Here is a 17,441-nt window from a genome sequence, read left to right as displayed (position 1 = left end):
CTAGTGTTTCTTTTTTTACGAATTATTTATATAATTTTTCCTAAGAAGGATAGAAGTGGACAACAAATTGGAGGGAATCATGAATCAAAAGTATAAAGGGAGAGTAATTTTTCATGTTGACATGAATAGCTTTTATGCATCTGTTGAGGCTGCATACGATCCTTCTTTGTTAGGGAAACCTGTTGTGATTGCTGGAAATGCAGAGGCTAGACGAGGGATTATCGTTACTGCCAGTTATGAGGCCCGAGCAAAAGGAATCAAAGCACCAATGCCTTTATGGGAAGCTTTAAGAAAATGCCCTGAGTTAATTGTCCGTGAGCCTAATTTCGATCGCTATCGTGCTGCATCAAAAAGTATGTTTCAGCTTTTATATAGTATAACTCCTCTAGTGGAGCCTGTATCTATTGATGAAGGATATATGGATGTAACTGACAACGATGTGAACATACCCCCTATACAATTAGCAAAGCATATTCAAGAACGTTTAAAACTAGAATTAAATTTACCTTGTAGCATTGGTATAGCACCAAATAAATTTTTGGCAAAAATGGCAAGTGACATGAAAAAGCCAATGGGAATTACGGTACTTAGGAAAAGAGAAGTAAAGGAGAAGCTATGGCCACTTCCTTCCATTGAAATGCATGGAGTTGGTAAAAAAACGGCTGATAAGTTAAGCAAATTTGGTATTTTTACGATAGGAGAAATAGCCCTATCAGATCCTGTTTTCTTACATAAACGCTTAGGCATAGGAGGACTTAGAATACATGAACGAGCAAATGGAATAGATGAACGCCCCGTTGATCCTTCAGCAGTTGAGGAATTTAAAAGTATAGGAAACTCAACTACCTTATCTAAGGATGTTACAGATGTAGCAGAGCTTCGGAAGGTAATTATGAATCTCTCTGATTCTGTTGGACGAAGACTAAGGAATAAAGGATACTACGCAGGAAATATTCAGCTTACCATTCGTTACCATGATTTTCATACTATTACGAGAAGTAGTAAGCTTTCTAATCCTATTCATTCTCATGGCGATATCTTTGATGCAGCTTGGAGGTTGTGGAGTAAGTATTGGTCCGGAGAAGCGGTACGTCTATTAGGTGTAACAGCAATGGATTTAATAGAAAAGGGGCATGCTCATAAACAATTAGATTTATTTTCATATGAAAAAGACGAAAAGGAAGATAAACTTAATCATGTTGTGGATGAGTTGAAAAATAAATTTGGAGAGAATGTATTGTTAAAAGGAACCCAGTTGCGGAAAAGTAACGATAGAAGTGACCAACTACGAGATCGGAAACGAAGAGGCACTAGTTTAGAAAAAGACTTTTTAAGAGATGGATTATTTAAAGATGACGAGGACAAATAAAACACTGAACTTGGAATAGTATTCCTTCAGTGTTTTATTATTTTATTTAACAAACTCTTTAGACAAACCGATATAAGGAAAGACAGAGTATATTAGGAGTGTTGAGCTTTGGAAGTAACAGGACAGCTTTTAAATATAAATACAACAGCTAATGGAAGCCCTCTTCAATTAAGAGAAGGTGGAACATATGACGCAAAAATTTCTTCTCGAATTTCTGATCGCGAAGCGGTGGTGTCTATAAGAGGCCAAGAAGTGAGAGCTACTTTTTCTGGAAACGTACCAGCCGAAGGGCGTGTTAGTGTTGAGGTTGTTGGGAAAACGGAAAGTGGCGTTGAACTAAAGGAAGTCAGTAATCGTAATCGAAATGAAAGTAACGAAAAAAGAAGTGGAGTAACGAAGGATAATAATATTGATCAGTTAATAAGACGTTCAGGTGAACGAAATCCTTCCCCTGAATTACGTCAATCGTTACAATACTTTCAGGATAATAATGTTTCTCTATCAAAGGAAAGTGTTAGAGAATTGAATCATTACTTGCAGAATGGACAAGGAACGAAAGATCAACGAATGGAAACGGTAGAAGCGATTGCAAGAAAACGGTTAGAACCAACTAGCTTAAAGCTACATTCTGTTCACGAAGCTCTTCATGGGAAAAAGCTACCGGAACAGATACGTGAGTTAATCCAGCAAGCTCCTCCTTCAGCTAAACAAGAAACAGGGGGATTACGATTAGGAGAAACAGTGAAGGAAGTACTAACCTCCTCCCAAGCATCCAATGAAGGGGTAAGGGAGGTCTTTAGTAGTAATGAAAATGTAGACATTAAAGGACTCCAAAGGATGGTTCAAAATGAAGGTAATTTTCTTCAAGCCCTAAATAAGGTGGAGGTGTTTATTGAAAACAGCGCCTTACCGTTAGAAATAGAACGCTTGTTAACTCAAGGAATTGAAGAAGGTAAGATGAAATTTGATCAAGGGCGAGAATTAAAAGGAAGACAAATTCTAATAGATTCTATACAGCAGACAGCAGCAATGATATCTACTGTAGCAGTAAATAATGAAAATATAGCTCAACAATACATCTCAAATGAGGTGCTACAGACAGCTGGTTTATCCTCAAAGGATATATTAGTAACAGAAGTTACCCAAAGGCTTGCTTCTGCTACGGATGAGTTTAAAGCATTCCAAAGGGATGTAACGAAGCAAATAAGTCGAGTAGAACAAATAATTCTGCAGTTTCGAACACAATCAGTTCAACAGGCCAAACCGATGCTTGAGCAAGTCATCAGACAGCTTGACAATGCACTTTTAAAAAATGATTGGATGTTATTTGCTGATATGAAGACAGAAAAGAAGGTATTACAAGCAAGTAGTCATCTAGCTGAAGGGAAAAAGCTATTAGCAAAGGGGAATTATAGTGAAGCATTAAAGGTTGTTCGTGAAGTTCAGCAATCATTAGATAAATTAATGTTTAAACCAATGAACCAAAAAATCATGCACCACTTAACCCAAGAGCAGCAATGGCGAGAGCCTCAGCCTCCTATTCATCGACTTTCCACACAATTAGATCAATCTATCCGTTCCCTTACTTATAACCAAGGATCAGGACGGGAGGTCTTTGAAGGACTAAGATCAATGGGGCTTAATCGTGAAGCTGAATTAGGACAACAATTAAGCGCAGGTAAAGATGATAATGGTCAACAAAGAAATATGAGAGCCCTATTACTTCAAATGATACGGAATGAAGAAGAAGGAAGTAAGCTTCAGCAACAAGCTAAACAATCACTACTAAATGTAACTGGACAGCAAATCATGAGTAGGTCTGACCATCAGCAAAACATGCAAATGCTCATGTTTCAACTTCCCATACTGTTGAAGGATGCTGCAGAAAATCTACAAGTTTTTGTTCAATCAAGAAATGAGGGAGACAAGATCGATTGGGAAAATTGTAGTTTATATTTTCTTATAAATACAAAGAAAATGGGGGAATTAGGAATTTCTATTGCAGTTACTGAACGGGCCCTTAGTGTAACGCTAAAAAATGATGAACCTCAATTTAAAAGTAAAGTAGAGCCATTAGTTAATAAATATACGGAAAGATTAAAAGAGATGGGCTTTACATTAAATGGGATTCAATTTACGAAGCTAACATCACTAGAAGAAGTAAATGCTTCTGTTTCAAAAAATAAAGATTCGGAAATGCGAGTTCCTACAATGACGAAGAAAGGATTTGACTATAAAATATGATGGTATCAAAACACTATAATCATATAAAAAGACGTGAAATAAATGGGCCATCAGCAGCTGTTATTCGTTATGATGAATCAACAAATGAAGAACCAAAAATCGTTGCACAAGGAAAAGGACATGTAGCTCAAAAAATATTAGAGCTGGCAAAAGAAAATGATATACCTATGGAAGAGGATACCGCTTTACTAGAAACGTTACTAGATATGGACTTAGGAGATAATATTCCACCACAGCTATATACGGTTATGGCAGAAATATTATTATTAATAGAAGAAATGGATCGGAAATATTAAAGATTTGACGTCACAAACCGATAATAAAATTAGGTGAAAAACAGTAGCAAATAAATGAGACTTCAAAATAGTGTACGTAGAAAAAATGGAAACAGATAAACGGAGAAGTGTGAAAAGATTGATAAAATCGATGTCATAAATATTAATTATTAAAATGGAGGTGAAGGAATTGATATCTAAGGAAGCGCTACATAAAAAAACGCCTCAAGAAATTACTTCTTTACTATACGAAGCATGCTTAAATAACCTAGAAGATGCAAAGGATGCTATCGATCAACAGAATCATGTGTTAGCAAATGAAAAGCTGCAAAAGTCTAACGACATTCTCGTACGACTTGGTGCTGGAATAAATTACGAAGCAGGTATTATTGCAGATCAATTAGATGCACTATATAACTATTTAGCTGAAAAAGTGATCGAAGCAAACATAACAAAAAATGAAGTGATTATCGAGGAAGTTATTCAACACATAGAAGCTCTTTCCTCCTCTTGGAAGGATGCAATGATAAAAAATAAAGATAGTCAACCGCAATTACTGAAGCAAAAAGCCAATGCCTACGAAAAAAATACATTATATGAGGAGAACCAATATGAAAATTAATAATAATATACAAGCATTAAATGCCTATCGAAATTTATATGATAATCAATCTAAAACTTCTAAAAACCTAGAAAAGCTTTCATCAGGTCTACGCATTAACCGAGCTGCGGATGATGCTGCAGGTCTAGCAATCTCTGAAAAAATGCGTTCACAAATTCGTGGTTTAAAGCAAGCAGAACGTAATTCATTAGATGGTGTTTCCTTAATTCAAACAGCAGAAGGAGCTATGCAAGAGGTTCATGCAATGCTCCAACGTATGAGAGAATTAGCAGTTCAAGCTTCAAATGATACGTATACAGAGGATGATCGTGAGAAAATTCAGGACGAAATTGATCATTTAATGGAAGAAATCAATAGTATTTCTGAAAAAACAGAATTTAATACGAGAAACTTATTAGGTACGGACGACAATGAAATTACGTTACAAATTGGACCGAATGAAGGTCAAACGGTAGACATAAAAATTCCTAAAATGGATACGACGGAATTAGCAATTGACGATATTGATGTAAAAGAAAGTCCACAAGACGCTATTACAAAAATTACTGATGCAATAAATGAACTCTCTGAATCCCGTGCTTCATTAGGTGCTATTCAAAACAGATTAGAGCACACGATTAATAATTTACAAATTACACACGAAAATTTAACCTCAGCAGAATCGCGAATCAGAGATGCTGATATGGCTTTAGAAATGACTGAGTTTACGAGAAACAATATTTTAAATCAATCTGCAACAGCGATGCTTGCTCAAGCGAATCAATTGCCACAAGGTGTTTTACAGCTATTACAATAATATTAAAAATGGAAGGTGGTTATCCGCTTTCCATTTTTTCGTACATGAACACAAAAATATTACTTGGTTCCTATTAAATAGTTTCATATAATAAAGATAGAGACGATACAAAAGGAGTAAAAAACATGGATGTACAAAGAATTGGGAAAACCAACTTAAATAAAATAGATCAAAAGAAGACAGGTACACAAGCTAAGATCTCTTTTCAGGAAATTATGCAAAAAGGTAGAGATAATCAAGCATATGAACGATTAGGTGTTTTATTAGGGAAAATTGAAGATCAAGGAAAAGTATTATCAGAATATAGAACGGTTGATGAACTTAGAAAATATAAGCAATTTGTTAAGGAATTTATGGATGATGCAGTACAATTAGGATTAAGTCTAGAGGAAAGAAAGGGATTTAATCGCAGAGGGAGAACGAAGGTATATAAAATTGTAAGAGAAGTAGATCGTAAGCTCTTAGATTTAACAGATGCAGTTCTGAAGGATCAGAAGAAAGCATTAGATATCCTTAAGATGGTTGGAGAAATACAAGGCCTTCTCGTAAATGTTTATGCTTAATCTCCTTTTATATAAGGAAAAATTAAAAATACGCATTTTAGTGATTGAATAATAATCAGGAGGACATAAATCGTATGTCGACATTGGTTAAAGAGAGAATACAACTGACTTACTATAACCAATCAAAGCCAGGGAATACATTTCATTCCCATTCTGAATATGAAATTTATTTTTTTCACGGTGGCAAATGTACCTATTTAATCGGAGATCAAATCTACTCTCTTTCACCAGGTGATCTAATTATTATGCACGGATTAACGTTACATTGTCCTCGTGTTTTCGAAGGAAAGGACTATATTCGTTCCACCTTACTATTTGATTCCGGTTATTTTCAAGGAATACTGAAGGGCCAAGGGATGGAATTCTTACTCGAACCATTTAAGGATCTTCAATCCTATCGACTACATCTTGGAGATAAGGATAAACAGGAGATGGAAACTCTCCTTCGTAAAATGAATGAACATAATAAAGAGGATGACGAAATATCTAATTACCGCTTACAATTTACTTTTATTGACTTACTTGCCTTTCTCTATTCTCGGTTTGAAAAAACGTTAGATACGAAGAAGGAGAATAGACCAAGGAAAGAAGAACATGTTCAACGAATTGTTTCTTTTATTGAAAAAAATTATATGGATGATATAAATTTACAAAGGCTAGAAGACGAGTTACATATGAGTAAATTTTACTTATCTAAGGTGTTTAAAGATGTTACTGGATTCACCATTTTTAACTATTTGTTTCAAAGGAGAATTAATCAAGCAAAGATAGAGTTTATCACATCTGAAGACCAAAGTATTACTGATGTTAGCTATAAAATTGGCTTTAAGCATCCTGCTCACTTTAGTAAAGTGTTTAAGCAACTAGTTGGCTACACTCCAGAACAGTATAAGAAAAATGTTGTAGCTAAAGAATCCTATTAATTAGCTTCAGAAATACACTAAGATATAAGCTGTGTAACTACAGCTTATTTTTTTATGTGCATTAGATAATAGAGCATAAAAGAACAACCACAGTTAAATGAATCCATCAATTCCTTAATGAGAACACAGTAGTTTTATCACTTTTTATTTATCATAGTATGTAGTACTTGAAAATATAAGGGAGTGGGGACAGATGAACAAGGTACGCATAGGCTTGATTGGAGTAGGGAATATGGGCTCAAATCATGCAATATACTTAGCGAATAATGAAATTGAGAATGGAGAATTGACGGCAGTATTAGATGTTAGAGATGAAAGACTCGAATGGGTAAAGGAGCATTTAGGTCAACAAATTGAAGTTTATAAAGACGAAGATGATTTTTTTCAATCGAAGAACATTGATGCAGTATTTATTGCAACACCTCACTACGATCATCCACGATTAGTTATGAAAGCATGTGAAAAAGGTTTACATGTTTTATGTGAAAAGCCAATTGGTGTATTTACAAAAAATGTACGAGAAATGAATGAATGTGCAAAGAAAAGTGGTGTCGTCTTTTCTGTCATGTACAATCAACGAACAAATCCGCTATATCAAAAAATTCGTGATCTTATCCAAACAAATGAATTAGGGGATATACGTCGAATAAATTGGATTATTACAAATTGGTACCGTTCTCAAAGCTATTATGATCAAGATGGATGGAGAGCAACTTGGGCTGGAGAAGGTGGTGGCGTCTTAATTAATCAGTGCCCTCATCAGCTTGACCTGTGGGCTTGGATGACAGATATGATGCCAAATCGTATACGAGCCTTTTGTCATTTTGGTAAGCATCGTAAAATCGAGGTGGAGGATGAAGTGACTGCTTATGCAGAATACGATAATGGTGCAACTGCTGTGTTTATTACAACGACAGGAGAAGCCCCAGGGACAAATCGTTTAGAAATTGCAGGAGATCGTGGGAAAGTTGTCGTAGAAGATAATGAATTAACTTTTTGGAGGTTAAGAGTTCCAGAATCTCAATTTAATAGAGAGTATAAAGGTGGTTTCGGGGTTCCTGAAGTTTGGAAATGTGACATTCCAATCGATGGAGTTGAAACGAAACACAAGGGAATTACGCAAAATTTTGTGGATGCTATTTTAAATGGAACAGCCCTTCTAGCTCCTGGTAAAGAAGCTATTAATGGGTTAACGCTTTCCAACGCCATGCAATTGTCAACGTGGAAGGATGATTGGGTAGACCTTCCGTTAGATGAAGAGCTATATTATGAAAAATTACAAGAAAAAATTAATGGTTCAACAATTAACAAGGAAGAAAAAAAAGAGACGTTAAATGTTGAAGGTACTTTTTAAAAAATTATACAAATCAAATTTTAATAAAGGAAAGGGTGGAGACGATGTCACAAAATGATGGAATGAACTATGCACCAAAAGGCAAACCAAATCCTGTAGTAGAAAAGGGAGAATTCAAATTCGCAGCTATTGCCTTAGACCATGGCCATATAAACGGAATGTGTAACGGATTAGTAGAAGCAGGAGCAGAGCTAAAATGGGTATATGATCCAGATCCGAAAAAAGTAGAAGCATTCGTTGAAAGGTTTCCGAATGTAACTGTTGCTTCTTCCGAAGAGGAGATTTTGAAGGATGAGGAGGTTCGTTTAATAGCTGCTGCAGCTATTCCGTCAAAACGATGTGAGCTTGGCTTAAGGGCAATGGATAATGGAAAGGACTATTTCACAGACAAAGCACCATTTACTACATTAGAACAGCTAGAACAAGCGAAAAAGAAAACAGAGGAAACAGGTTTAAAGTATATGGTTTATTATAGTGAACGACTGCACGTTGAAAGCGCTGTCTTTGCTAGTCAATTAATTGAAGAGGGAGCTATTGGTAGGGTTATTCAGGTGACAGGGTTTGGTCCTCACCGTTTAAGTGCACCTAAGCGTCCTGAGTGGTTCTTCCAAAAAGAATATTACGGAGGAATCCTTTGTGATATTGGTAGCCACCAAATTGAGCAGTTCTTGACCTTTGCTTCTTGTAAGGATGCTGAAGTGGTGCAAAGTAAGGTTGCCAATTATCATTGTAAAGAGTATCCAGAGCTTGAGGACTATGGTGATGCAACATTAGTTGGTGACAATGGTGCAACCCAATACTTTAGAGTAGACTGGTTAACACCAGATGGTTTAAGGACGTGGGGAGACGGACGAACGTTTATCCTAGGTACAGAGGGATATATTGAAATTCGGAAATATATTGATGTTGCACGAAAAAATGAACGAGATCACCTCTTTTTGGTCAATAGGGAAGGGGAAAAATACTTTTCATTAAATGGTCAAGTAGGATTTCCGTTCTTTGGACAATTAATTCTCGACTGCATGAATCGAACAGAAAATGCCATGACGCAGGAACACGCATTTAAAGCAGCAGAGCTTTGCTTAAAGGCACAAGAAAAAGCTATAAAAGTAGAATAATCTTATAATAAATCTGTTCAAATTGGTTATAAAGGGATAGGGAAAAAATGGAGGGGTCTTAGTGACGGAAATTCCTTTTTACGTAGATTTAAAGGAAAAGGTAGTTGTAATAACAGGAGGTAGTGGCGTTCTAGGAGCTGAATTTGCAAGCGCATTAGCTCAATGTGGTGCGAAGGTTGCTATTATAGGACGGGATGAAGATAAGCTTAAGGGAGTCTGTGATGAAATAGAGGAAAATGGGGGGAAGGCATTAGGGATCGTTGCTAATGTCTTAGAAAAAGAAAGCTTAGAAAGTGCACATAAAAAGGTGCTTGAGCACTTTGGACCATGCCATATTTTACTGAATGGAGCAGGGGGGAATCATCCGAAGGGGACAACGACGAAAGAGTATTTTGAACCGGGAGATTTAGAGGATGAGGAATTGCTATCTTTTTTTGACTTAGATACAGAAGGTGTTCGTCATGTGTTTGATTTGAATTTTATGGGCACATTACTTCCTTGCCAAATATTTTCAAAAGATATGATTGGTAAAAAGGGGTGTACCATTATAAATATTTCTTCCATGAATGCTTTTTCTCCTTTAACAAAAATTCCAGCCTATAGTGGTGCAAAGGCTGCTGTAAACAATTTCACGCAATGGTTAGCCGTTCATATGTCTAAGGTAGGAATTAGAGTAAATGCTATTGCACCTGGATTTTTTATTACATCGCAAAATGAAAAGCTACTGTTAGATGAAAATGGAGACTATACAGATCGTGCTGAAAAAATTATTGGACAAACACCAATGGACAGATTTGGAGAAAAAAATGAACTCGTAGGTACTCTTTTATATTTAGTTGATGCTAATGCATCTGGCTTTGTTAACGGTGTTGTCATACCAGTTGATGGAGGATTTTCTGCATACTCAGGTGTATAAAAATGGAAAAAGGAGACTGAGTGAAGGGGTCTATTACGATCTTTTATTCAGTCTTTTTTATTTTTAAATAATTTCATTGACTCTCACGTTACGTTATCCTTTATAGTAGCAATTGAAGGGAGGAGTAAGATGGTAATGAAAGTAAAGGAAGTTGCCGCATTAGTTGGTATTAGTGTTCGGACACTACATCATTATGATGAAATAGGCTTATTAACTCCAAAGGAAAAGTCAGAAGCTGGCTATCGATTTTATTCAACGGAGGACCTAGATACGCTGCAGCAAGTCTTGTTTTTTAGAGAATTAGGGATGCCCTTAAAGCAAATTAAGGAAATTATCTCTGATCCTTCCTTTGATCGAGATGAAGCTTTAATTCTCCATAAAAAAATGTTAATGGATAAGCGGGATAGGTTGGATAAGATGATTTCTACCATTGATAAAACGGTAAGCTATAAGAAGGGAGAAATTGTAATGACAGACAAAGAGAAATTTGAAGGCTTTGATTTTAGCAAAAATCCTTACGAACAAGAGGCACGAGAACGGTGGGGCAATGACGCAGTAGATGCATCAAAAATGAAATTAGGGAATATGTCAAAAGAAGAGCAAGAAAAGATGTCCCATGAAATGACTACTATTTATAAGAAACTTGCAGACCAGCGAACTGGTTCGCCAGATACAAAAGAAGCACAGGCAGCCATTAAAGAATGGTATGACTTTTTAAACAAAAATTTTAGCACCTATTCATTAGAAGCCTTTAAAGGCTTGGGACAAATGTATGTTGCTGATGAAAGATTTACAAAGAATATAGATAATATGGGTGAAGGGCTAGCTCAATTTATGTGTGATGCCATGGGTATATATGCTGACAATAATAAATCATAGAAGAGCAATTTCCCACGAATATATATATAAATTTGGTTGTTGAGAGGGAGTTATGAACCTCTCAGCTTAAGCTTACTAGATTAAGATTAAGGAGGTATTTTTAGAGCTAGAATATAAGGCTAATGCCTACTAAATGAATGAAAATGACCTAAAGAAATGATATTACTCCGATTATTTTTAGTGGGTGTTTTAAAGAATAGGAATGGTCTGGTGTAGCTCGACTTACAACCTCATAGAACAATGTAAAGCCAATAAGGACAATCCACCTACCCCAAAATTATTTATTGCATCTGTCATTTGAAAGAGTTGATTCGTAAAAATTATGAACAAATAACCTAAAAATAAGTTTGTTACGATAGTTATAGCAATTTTTTTTAGATTCATAAGGAAGTCCTCCCTCATTTTTCTTTCATTCATGATTACTAATTAGTAGGAAAAGTGGATATCACATTTTTAAATTGATATCCTGATGCAGCCTCCATTTTATAAATGGAGTTCACTGGGAATTCACTATAATATATCGATTCACCAATTAACCAAATTTTAAAATTTCTTTGTTCATTATCTGTTTTAATTTTTAAGTCATAGTTTGATTGTATATATCATAAACGTTTAAAGGATTGGATAAGGCGTTTTATAGGTGTCGCAACGAATATCTAGACCACTATCTTAGCTGGTTTTATTTCCTAGAAACCATCCACCACCGTAAAGATGATACAACAACAAGACAAATGATTGTGGAAGAGAATTTAATACTAATTATGGAAACATATGACACACTAAGATTATCAGAGTTTACTAAATAATAGTCGTTTACTTGTGAAACTATCGGCGAGCTTTACCACAATAAGTGTATTTGATTCATTACATGGATAAATGGATATGATATTATAAGGAGAAGGATAAAAATGGTGGTGATAAAATAGTATGGGAAAAATTCACTCTTCAGAAGATCTTATGAAATATATTGAGAATATGAATAGTGATAATTCTGTATTACAGTTTTCTATTCCTGGCAAAGGAAAATTTACACTTGTTTTACAGGAAGAAGATGACGAAAAATCTATACAACTTGAGGCTGAAGAAAATCCTGAACTTAAACGTATGTTAAAAGAAAGTGTAGAGCAGTATGAAAACGGACGTGGTCTATCTACTTCAGAATTATTAAATTCTCTGTCTAAAAAGGATTTCATGTAATGTATGACCGAAATGTTATATGGTCACCTGCTGTTAAGGAAAAATTTACTCTGTTTAGGAGTGAAAGGTATACACCTGAAGAGACTCTTGATTTCATCTCCCAGTTTATCATCGAAACGGAAGATTTATTAAAGAATCGAATAATTGGACAAACGTACACAGAAGAATTTGGCAAATACAAAGGGATTACAAGGGTAGTTGTTAAAAGGTTTAGAGTATATTATAAATTGATTAACAATGATGTTGTTATATTAGCTGTTCTATTTCCAAGAGAAAACTAACTAAACATTTTATAAAAGATCATATTAACAGATATGGTCTTTTCTTATGCAACCTTATATCTTTTAAGAACTTTTTTGTGAATATGTGAACTTAAGTAACTCTATGTGAGTTCAATAAGCAAAAAAATATACAATAATAGACTTCCGTAATTTGGAAGCCTATTATTGTATAAAAAATCAATATTAACCGATAACAGAGCCTAATTTTAAATAGTATAATTTGGAAAAATGATATACTAGAAATAAAGTTTATCCTGTTTCTTTCCCTATGCTTTCACTTTTCCACATCAATAGAACATCCTGGTATACTATTAATTTAATCGTACTACATAAATTACCATCTTAATCGTACAAGCACTTTTTCAATGTCATATTTCATTTTGTTTGCAACATATAACTAACAATATCGTCTATATGTGTACAGTTATTTATTGTAGATAGCCTACATTTGTCACAGTCCTTATAAAGATAAATAAAGGGGGAAAGGGTTATGTATAAATGGTTTTTAGGGTGTATAGTTATATTTATTTTATTCCTTGCAGGCTGCAATTCATCTGAATTAGATAATCGAGAAGGCCCGTCAGACTTTGATGAGTTGGCTAATTTTGAAGTACTTCAGCCAATGGATGAGACGAAGAAGGGGAATTTTATCTTTCGACTCATCAGTGAAAAGGAAGAATATAAAGAAGGGGAAGAAGTGAAGTTATATGGAGAATTGGAATACGTGGGAAGGAATGAAGAAGTAACCATTACTCATTCTGATCCTGTCATTGTATTTCCGTTGGAAGATAAGATGCGAGGTTTTTCCACCAGGTTTGGGCGAGATGACGATGCTAGTCCTACAACACTGAAACAAGGAGAACCCTATCGACAGGACTATAAGACAATGTTTGTGTATAACCCTATTGAAGACTCAGAGGAATATCTCGAATTTTTAGAGCAGTTAGATGAGCACTTTCCTGCAGGCTATTATGTTGTAAATGGTCAAGCTATTTTCAATCATGGAATATTCGGAAATGAAACGGTAATAAAAGCGCAGATTGATTTTAAAGTCGTTCCATAACATAAATAATCAATGTATCCCATTTTGTAATGAAGATTGCAATTATTACATTGAAAGTTTAATAACAATGAGGTGAGAAGATGAAACGATTTTATGTTGTATTCTTACTATTTTTTCTTGGATTATTACTGATTGGGTGTGCTTCAGACACGAATCATGAAGGGGATTTCACTACAGCAGCGCCAGGGATTACTGGGTATGTTACGAATCGAACTGTTTTCGAAAATATAGGTCCGCATGAATATATCCTTGTTGTTGCTACAGAGCCTAAATATTATGGAGAAAATGAACATTACAATGCAATGCACTTATCTAATGCTCCTGATTCGATTGAAGTTGGTGATAAAGTGGAAGTGTGGCATGGTGATGTTGACGACACGTATCCAGGTATGTCAAAAATTGAACATGTGGAGGTCATTTCTAGAGATTCACCAAAAGGAGCCCATTTAACTGAAGCACAAGCCTTAGCACAAGCATTAAAATCAACAAATAAGGAAAGGATTGTGGCTGCTACATCAATAGAGTTTGATGATAAAGAAAAGCAATGGCATTTTACGTTCAAAGTACCTAAAGAGTTTTCAGCAGAATATGAGGAAGTGGAAGTTTCAGTGAAGGATGAATTGTAAGTGTAATAACATCCACTAAGAACTATCTTTATTGTAAAATGATAAAGACCTGTCTCACTTTGAAGTAAACAGTGAGACAGGTTTCATTTAAATTAACAACAAATTTTTCAATGCTGTTCTGTTTTACATATCGTAGGTTCTACAATGTCTTTTCTTCTGTACACATTCAAAACAAATCCTAATATGGCCGAATAAAATAGAAACATACTTCCTCCATAACTGATAAATGGTAAGGATACCCCCATAATTGGTACCATTCCAAATCCCATCAGGATGTTCCAGCTAGCCGGGACAGTAAATAAGGTAGCACCGCCAATCACTAGTAATCTTCCATAAAGATCCGTTGTCTTAAAGGCATTTTTGGAGACTCGCCATATAAATAGTAACAATATGAAGCATAGGAACATTCCGAATAACCATCCGAGAGAGTGAATAAGGTAAGGGAAAGCAAAATCTGTATGTGCTTCTGGAAGATGGTTGAATGTTACATTGTTATGAAGGCCGTTACCGAACCATCCCCCTTGCGATAGTGCATCTCTAACTGCAATGTATATCCAACCAGCTCCATCTGGATCACTTTGAGGGTCTAAGAACGTGGTGAATCGATTAATATAATACCCATCCCTTGTAATAAAAATCGTTGAACTAATGAAGAGAATAGCTGTTACCATATTGGCAATTACGATCTTCATGGCTAACTTTTTTTGGACTTTTGAAAAAGCAAACATGACTATGACACAAAAAAAGTACATGATAGTAAATGCGAAATATGGAAGAGCTAAATATAGAAGGACAGGTGTCCAAAATAAAACAAACAGTAATACTTGTTTTTTCAAGCTTTTAAATTCATTTATTTTAAATAATATACTAGTCCACGCAAGAAAAAATAATAATAAACTGAGAGGTAGTGGATTAAAACTAACACCCTCAATAATAATGTACCTCGTTGCACCATTAATCTTATAGCCAAAAAGGTACGTATACAAAAGTAGAAACATAGCTATTCCATAGCTGAAAACCCAAAAATTCTTTAATTTTCTATAGTCAAAGAAAAGAAGTGCCGTAATGATAATGGCGGAAAATACGTACCAAGTGATCTGCCTCGTCATAAAATAAGAGCTTGTAGCATTCCATTCAGGAACGCCACCAATGAGAGGAAGGAAGCTAATGCCTGCGATGGTAATGAATAAAGTAATCAGGAGCCAATCCATCTTTGGTTTATGAATGCGGCTTAAATTTTCGCCAATGAGATAGGGATTTCCCATTTCCTGTATTGCCTTATCCTCAGCAGCCTCTTTATCATGTTCCCTCTCTTGATAAGTTTTGCTTAGTTCTTCTAGATGGTTTGTTAGTTCTTTTTTGATCATGCTATGGGCTTCCTTAGATTTTACTTTAGAGGTTACTTTTCTCAAGAATTCCTCAAATTTAGGCGAACTCATAAAGATGCCTCCTCAATGAGGTTCTTCAGAGAAACACCCTGTTTCGTACTTTTCTGCTTGTAGGCAATTAAATATTTTTTTCCTTTATTAGTTAATGAATAATACTTTTTTTCTTTTAGCCAGTGAGAACGTAGGAGTTCTTTGTTTTCTAGTAGATGTAAAAGTGTATAAAGCTGGCCTTCATTCTTTTGAAAACTACATTCATTTTTTTGAAAAAGCTTAGTAGAAATCTCGTAGCCATGACATGATTCATACTGAATGGTTTCTAAAACAGCTAGATATGTTTCCTCTTTCCAAGACTGAAATGGTTGCGGGGATTGCTTCCTACGTATCGTCTCTTTCACTGCATTTTTTCTTTCATTAGAAAAGGATAAATCCTTAAAAACTGTTTTTTTCATGGAAGTCTTCAAGTTATTCAGTGGATCGTTCATGAGTTAACCCTCCTCAATCATTTTGTGCTTTAATAATTCTTTTGCACGTTTCAGTCTACTTTTTAACGTATTTATATTTACGTTTGGAACCTTACTTATTTCTAATAACGTTAGTTCCTCATAGTAATGGAGAAAAACTACTTCTCTATATTTGATTGGTAAACCCATAACGGCATTTACCAATGAGTCTTCTTCACTCTTAGTAATGATCTCCTCTTCCACATGCTTCGCCTTAGAAGGGATATAATTCATCACCTTTTCATTAAGGGTTACTTTGCGGTGGTGCCAGCTTCTTAAGTAGTCTTTACAATGGTTGACAGCAATTCGATAAACCCATGTTTTTATGGATGACTGTTGATTAAATTGATCATATTTTTCAAAGCATTTTATAAATATCTCTTGTGTTAAATCCTCTGCTGTCATTCGATTTCTAACATATGTATAAACAAGATGCAGGACGCTGTCGCTATATTCATTCATTAATTGATTGATTAACAGTTTACGGTCATCTATATTCTCATCAGTCACTGCCATTTGATCTAGTTCATTCATCTATGTATCACCCCTTCCTACATTTTAGACGATACGCCCATCCTTTTGGTTGATAAAAAAACCATCATTCAAACAAATAATAGAGAATAATTAACTTGCATGGGATGACTATCCTGAAAATAAGAAAGAAGACTCGCTATTGTTCCCGCAAATGGAGGAAAAGAAGGTTTCTGGTAATATAGAAGGTCGCCAAAGAGCCTGCAAACAGGAAAAAGTGGTTTGCAGGAATATAGGAAGCACACAATAACCCTGCAAATCGGAAAAAGAGGTTTGCAGGCATATAGAAGGTCGCCAATGACCCTGCAAACAGGAAAAAGAGATTTACAGGAGTATAGAAAGTGTCCAATGATCCTGCAAATCGGAAAAGAAAGTTTGCGGTAATATAGAAGGCGCAAATGTACCCGCAAATGGAGATAAGAAGAAATGTGGGAAGGTAGTATACTTTAGTAAGAACATTTTCATCCTACATGGTAGATTTTCCCTTTATGATAGAAAGGATTAAGGAAAGAAATCTAGTTCATAAAATAAGTTTTATAAAAATTCATTTTAATGTAACCATTCGATTTCTTATTCGTCTATTCTCATACAACCAATAGGAGGTGAAGGGATGACATGGAAGGAGTTATATATTGAATACAATCAAGATGTGTATAATTACATTTTACTTATGGTTGGAAATAAAGAAACTGCTGAGGATATTACAACTATGGCACAAGAAAGCCCCTTCATTCATTGATGGGGATGAATGGTGCTAATTCTTTTTAGCTCTTCATTAGTTTATTTTGTAAGAAAC

At 35.1% G+C, this 17,441-nt stretch carries 20 protein-coding genes and 1 pseudogene; 17 read left to right on the top strand and 4 right to left on the bottom strand.

Features of this window, described 5'->3' with window-relative positions; genetic code table 11:
- Positions 1 to 79 precede the first annotated feature (79 nt).
- From QA612_RS14310 to QA612_RS14260, 11 genes are all read left to right on the top strand, one after another.
- Positions 80 to 1,369 carry a DNA polymerase IV gene (locus tag QA612_RS14310; RefSeq protein WP_278284502.1) on the top strand — a complete coding sequence of 430 codons (1,290 nt, stop codon included), beginning with the start codon at positions 80 to 82 and terminating at the stop codon, positions 1,367 to 1,369.
- A 108-nt stretch (positions 1,370 to 1,477) separates the two neighbouring features.
- Positions 1,478 to 3,613 carry a hypothetical protein gene (locus QA612_RS14305; RefSeq protein ID WP_278284501.1) on the top strand — a complete coding sequence of 712 codons (2,136 nt, stop codon included), beginning with the start codon at positions 1,478 to 1,480 and terminating at the stop codon, positions 3,611 to 3,613.
- Positions 3,610 to 3,909, top strand: a complete 300-nt coding sequence (locus tag QA612_RS14300; RefSeq protein ID WP_278284500.1) for an EscU/YscU/HrcU family type III secretion system export apparatus switch protein — start codon at positions 3,610 to 3,612, stop codon at positions 3,907 to 3,909. Before QA612_RS14305 ends, QA612_RS14300 begins: the two co-directional genes overlap by 4 nt.
- A gap of 160 nt (positions 3,910 to 4,069) precedes the next feature.
- Complete coding sequence (gene fliS / locus QA612_RS14295) at positions 4,070 to 4,510, top strand: flagellar export chaperone FliS (protein ID WP_278284499.1); 441 nt, start codon at positions 4,070 to 4,072, stop codon at positions 4,508 to 4,510.
- On the top strand, positions 4,500 to 5,306 hold the full coding sequence (locus tag QA612_RS14290; protein ID WP_278284498.1) for a flagellin N-terminal helical domain-containing protein: 807 nt from the start codon (positions 4,500 to 4,502) through the stop codon (positions 5,304 to 5,306). The genes fliS and QA612_RS14290 overlap by 11 nt, the downstream gene beginning before the upstream one ends.
- A gap of 125 nt (positions 5,307 to 5,431) precedes the next feature.
- A complete protein-coding gene (locus QA612_RS14285) occupies positions 5,432 to 5,869 on the top strand; it encodes a YaaR family protein (RefSeq protein WP_278284497.1) in 438 nt (145 codons plus the stop codon).
- A 74-nt stretch (positions 5,870 to 5,943) separates the two neighbouring features.
- The gene (locus QA612_RS14280) at positions 5,944 to 6,792 is read left to right on the top strand and encodes an AraC family transcriptional regulator (protein WP_278284496.1); all 849 of its coding nucleotides are present in this window, start codon (positions 5,944 to 5,946) and stop codon (positions 6,790 to 6,792) included.
- Between the two features lie 193 nt (positions 6,793 to 6,985).
- Positions 6,986 to 8,146: a Gfo/Idh/MocA family protein gene (locus QA612_RS14275; RefSeq protein WP_278284495.1), complete on the top strand. Its 1,161-nt coding sequence runs from the start codon at positions 6,986 to 6,988 to the stop codon at positions 8,144 to 8,146.
- A gap of 44 nt (positions 8,147 to 8,190) precedes the next feature.
- Positions 8,191 to 9,264, top strand: coding sequence for a Gfo/Idh/MocA family protein (locus QA612_RS14270; protein WP_278284494.1), 1,074 nt, complete (start codon positions 8,191 to 8,193; stop codon positions 9,262 to 9,264).
- A gap of 61 nt (positions 9,265 to 9,325) precedes the next feature.
- Positions 9,326 to 10,180, top strand: a complete 855-nt coding sequence (locus QA612_RS14265; RefSeq protein WP_278284493.1) for an SDR family oxidoreductase — start codon at positions 9,326 to 9,328, stop codon at positions 10,178 to 10,180.
- Between the two features lie 129 nt (positions 10,181 to 10,309).
- Positions 10,310 to 11,059: a MerR family transcriptional regulator gene (locus tag QA612_RS14260; RefSeq protein WP_278284492.1), complete on the top strand. Its 750-nt coding sequence runs from the start codon at positions 10,310 to 10,312 to the stop codon at positions 11,057 to 11,059.
- 222 nt (positions 11,060 to 11,281) lie between these two features.
- On the opposite strand, the gene QA612_RS14255 is transcribed toward QA612_RS14260, so the two are convergent.
- Positions 11,282 to 11,443 (bottom strand): hypothetical protein, encoded by a 162-nt coding sequence (locus QA612_RS14255; RefSeq protein WP_278284491.1) that lies wholly within the window; start codon positions 11,441 to 11,443, stop codon positions 11,282 to 11,284.
- 216 nt (positions 11,444 to 11,659) lie between these two features.
- Here QA612_RS14255 and QA612_RS14250 point away from each other — a divergent pair.
- The 5 genes and pseudogenes from QA612_RS14250 to QA612_RS14230 all read left to right on the top strand — a co-directional run.
- A pseudogene (locus QA612_RS14250) lies at positions 11,660 to 11,865 on the top strand (IS1595 family transposase); the annotation flags it as partial.
- 121 nt (positions 11,866 to 11,986) lie between these two features.
- Positions 11,987 to 12,256 carry a hypothetical protein gene (locus QA612_RS14245; RefSeq protein ID WP_278284490.1) on the top strand — a complete coding sequence of 90 codons (270 nt, stop codon included), beginning with the start codon at positions 11,987 to 11,989 and terminating at the stop codon, positions 12,254 to 12,256.
- Positions 12,256 to 12,537, top strand: coding sequence for a type II toxin-antitoxin system RelE/ParE family toxin (locus QA612_RS14240; RefSeq protein WP_278284489.1), 282 nt, complete (start codon positions 12,256 to 12,258; stop codon positions 12,535 to 12,537). The genes QA612_RS14245 and QA612_RS14240 overlap by 1 nt, the downstream gene beginning before the upstream one ends.
- Before the next feature lie 490 nt (positions 12,538 to 13,027).
- The gene (locus tag QA612_RS14235) at positions 13,028 to 13,600 is read left to right on the top strand and encodes a hypothetical protein (RefSeq protein ID WP_278284488.1); all 573 of its coding nucleotides are present in this window, start codon (positions 13,028 to 13,030) and stop codon (positions 13,598 to 13,600) included.
- Between the two features lie 80 nt (positions 13,601 to 13,680).
- Entirely contained in the window at positions 13,681 to 14,226 is a 546-nt protein-coding gene (locus QA612_RS14230; protein WP_278284487.1) for a DUF3221 domain-containing protein, read from the top strand.
- A gap of 107 nt (positions 14,227 to 14,333) precedes the next feature.
- Here the strand turns inward: QA612_RS14230 and QA612_RS14225 are convergent, their stop codons facing one another.
- From QA612_RS14225 to QA612_RS14215, 3 genes are read right to left on the bottom strand one after another with little or no spacing between them, the layout of a single operon-like run.
- A complete protein-coding gene (locus QA612_RS14225) occupies positions 14,334 to 15,665 on the bottom strand; it encodes an FtsW/RodA/SpoVE family cell cycle protein (protein WP_278284486.1) in 1,332 nt (443 codons plus the stop codon).
- Complete coding sequence (locus QA612_RS14220; RefSeq protein WP_278284485.1) at positions 15,662 to 16,096, bottom strand: PadR family transcriptional regulator; 435 nt, start codon at positions 16,094 to 16,096, stop codon at positions 15,662 to 15,664. Before QA612_RS14220 ends, QA612_RS14225 begins: the two co-directional genes overlap by 4 nt.
- A 3-nt stretch (positions 16,097 to 16,099) precedes the next feature.
- On the bottom strand, positions 16,100 to 16,648 hold the full coding sequence (locus QA612_RS14215) for a sigma-70 family RNA polymerase sigma factor (protein WP_278284484.1): 549 nt from the start codon (positions 16,646 to 16,648) through the stop codon (positions 16,100 to 16,102).
- Positions 16,649 to 17,255: 607 nt separating this feature from the next.
- Here QA612_RS14215 and QA612_RS14210 point away from each other — a divergent pair.
- Positions 17,256 to 17,384, top strand: a complete 129-nt coding sequence (locus QA612_RS14210; protein WP_278284483.1) for a hypothetical protein — start codon at positions 17,256 to 17,258, stop codon at positions 17,382 to 17,384.
- The last annotated feature ends 57 nt before the right edge of the window (positions 17,385 to 17,441 follow it).

Source organism: Evansella sp. AB-P1 (genome assembly GCF_029688925.1).
Classification (GTDB): domain Bacteria; phylum Bacillota; class Bacilli; order Bacillales; family Salisediminibacteriaceae; genus Evansella.
The sequence above is the reverse complement of the archived record's forward strand: the minus strand, read 5'-3'. Positions and strand labels throughout refer to the sequence as shown.

Bases quoted from the DNA above. Each gene is read 5' to 3' on its own strand.
- QA612_RS14235 (WP_278284488.1), top strand. From the start codon at position 13,028: ATGTATAAATGGTTTTTAGGGTGTATAGTTATATTTATTTTATTCCTT.
- QA612_RS14285 (WP_278284497.1), top strand. From the start codon at position 5,432: ATGGATGTACAAAGAATTGGGAAAACCAACTTAAATAAAATAGATCAA.
- QA612_RS14290 (WP_278284498.1), top strand. From the start codon at position 4,500: ATGAAAATTAATAATAATATACAAGCATTAAATGCCTATCGAAATTTA.
- QA612_RS14225 (WP_278284486.1), bottom strand. From the start codon at position 15,665: ATGAGTTCGCCTAAATTTGAGGAATTCTTGAGAAAAGTAACCTCTAAA.
- QA612_RS14245 (WP_278284490.1), top strand. From the start codon at position 11,987: ATGGGAAAAATTCACTCTTCAGAAGATCTTATGAAATATATTGAGAAT.
- QA612_RS14215 (WP_278284484.1), bottom strand. From the start codon at position 16,648: ATGAATGAACTAGATCAAATGGCAGTGACTGATGAGAATATAGATGAC.
- QA612_RS14230 (WP_278284487.1), top strand. From the start codon at position 13,681: ATGAAACGATTTTATGTTGTATTCTTACTATTTTTTCTTGGATTATTA.
- QA612_RS14310 (WP_278284502.1), top strand. From the start codon at position 80: ATGAATCAAAAGTATAAAGGGAGAGTAATTTTTCATGTTGACATGAAT.
- QA612_RS14220 (WP_278284485.1), bottom strand. From the start codon at position 16,096: ATGAACGATCCACTGAATAACTTGAAGACTTCCATGAAAAAAACAGTT.
- QA612_RS14280 (WP_278284496.1), top strand. From the start codon at position 5,944: ATGTCGACATTGGTTAAAGAGAGAATACAACTGACTTACTATAACCAA.
- QA612_RS14240 (WP_278284489.1), top strand. From the start codon at position 12,256: ATGTATGACCGAAATGTTATATGGTCACCTGCTGTTAAGGAAAAATTT.
- QA612_RS14275 (WP_278284495.1), top strand. From the start codon at position 6,986: ATGAACAAGGTACGCATAGGCTTGATTGGAGTAGGGAATATGGGCTCA.
- QA612_RS14270 (WP_278284494.1), top strand. From the start codon at position 8,191: ATGTCACAAAATGATGGAATGAACTATGCACCAAAAGGCAAACCAAAT.
- QA612_RS14255 (WP_278284491.1), bottom strand. From the start codon at position 11,443: ATGAATCTAAAAAAAATTGCTATAACTATCGTAACAAACTTATTTTTA.
- QA612_RS14260 (WP_278284492.1), top strand. From the start codon at position 10,310: ATGGTAATGAAAGTAAAGGAAGTTGCCGCATTAGTTGGTATTAGTGTT.
- QA612_RS14300 (WP_278284500.1), top strand. From the start codon at position 3,610: ATGATGGTATCAAAACACTATAATCATATAAAAAGACGTGAAATAAAT.
- QA612_RS14210 (WP_278284483.1), top strand. From the start codon at position 17,256: ATGACATGGAAGGAGTTATATATTGAATACAATCAAGATGTGTATAAT.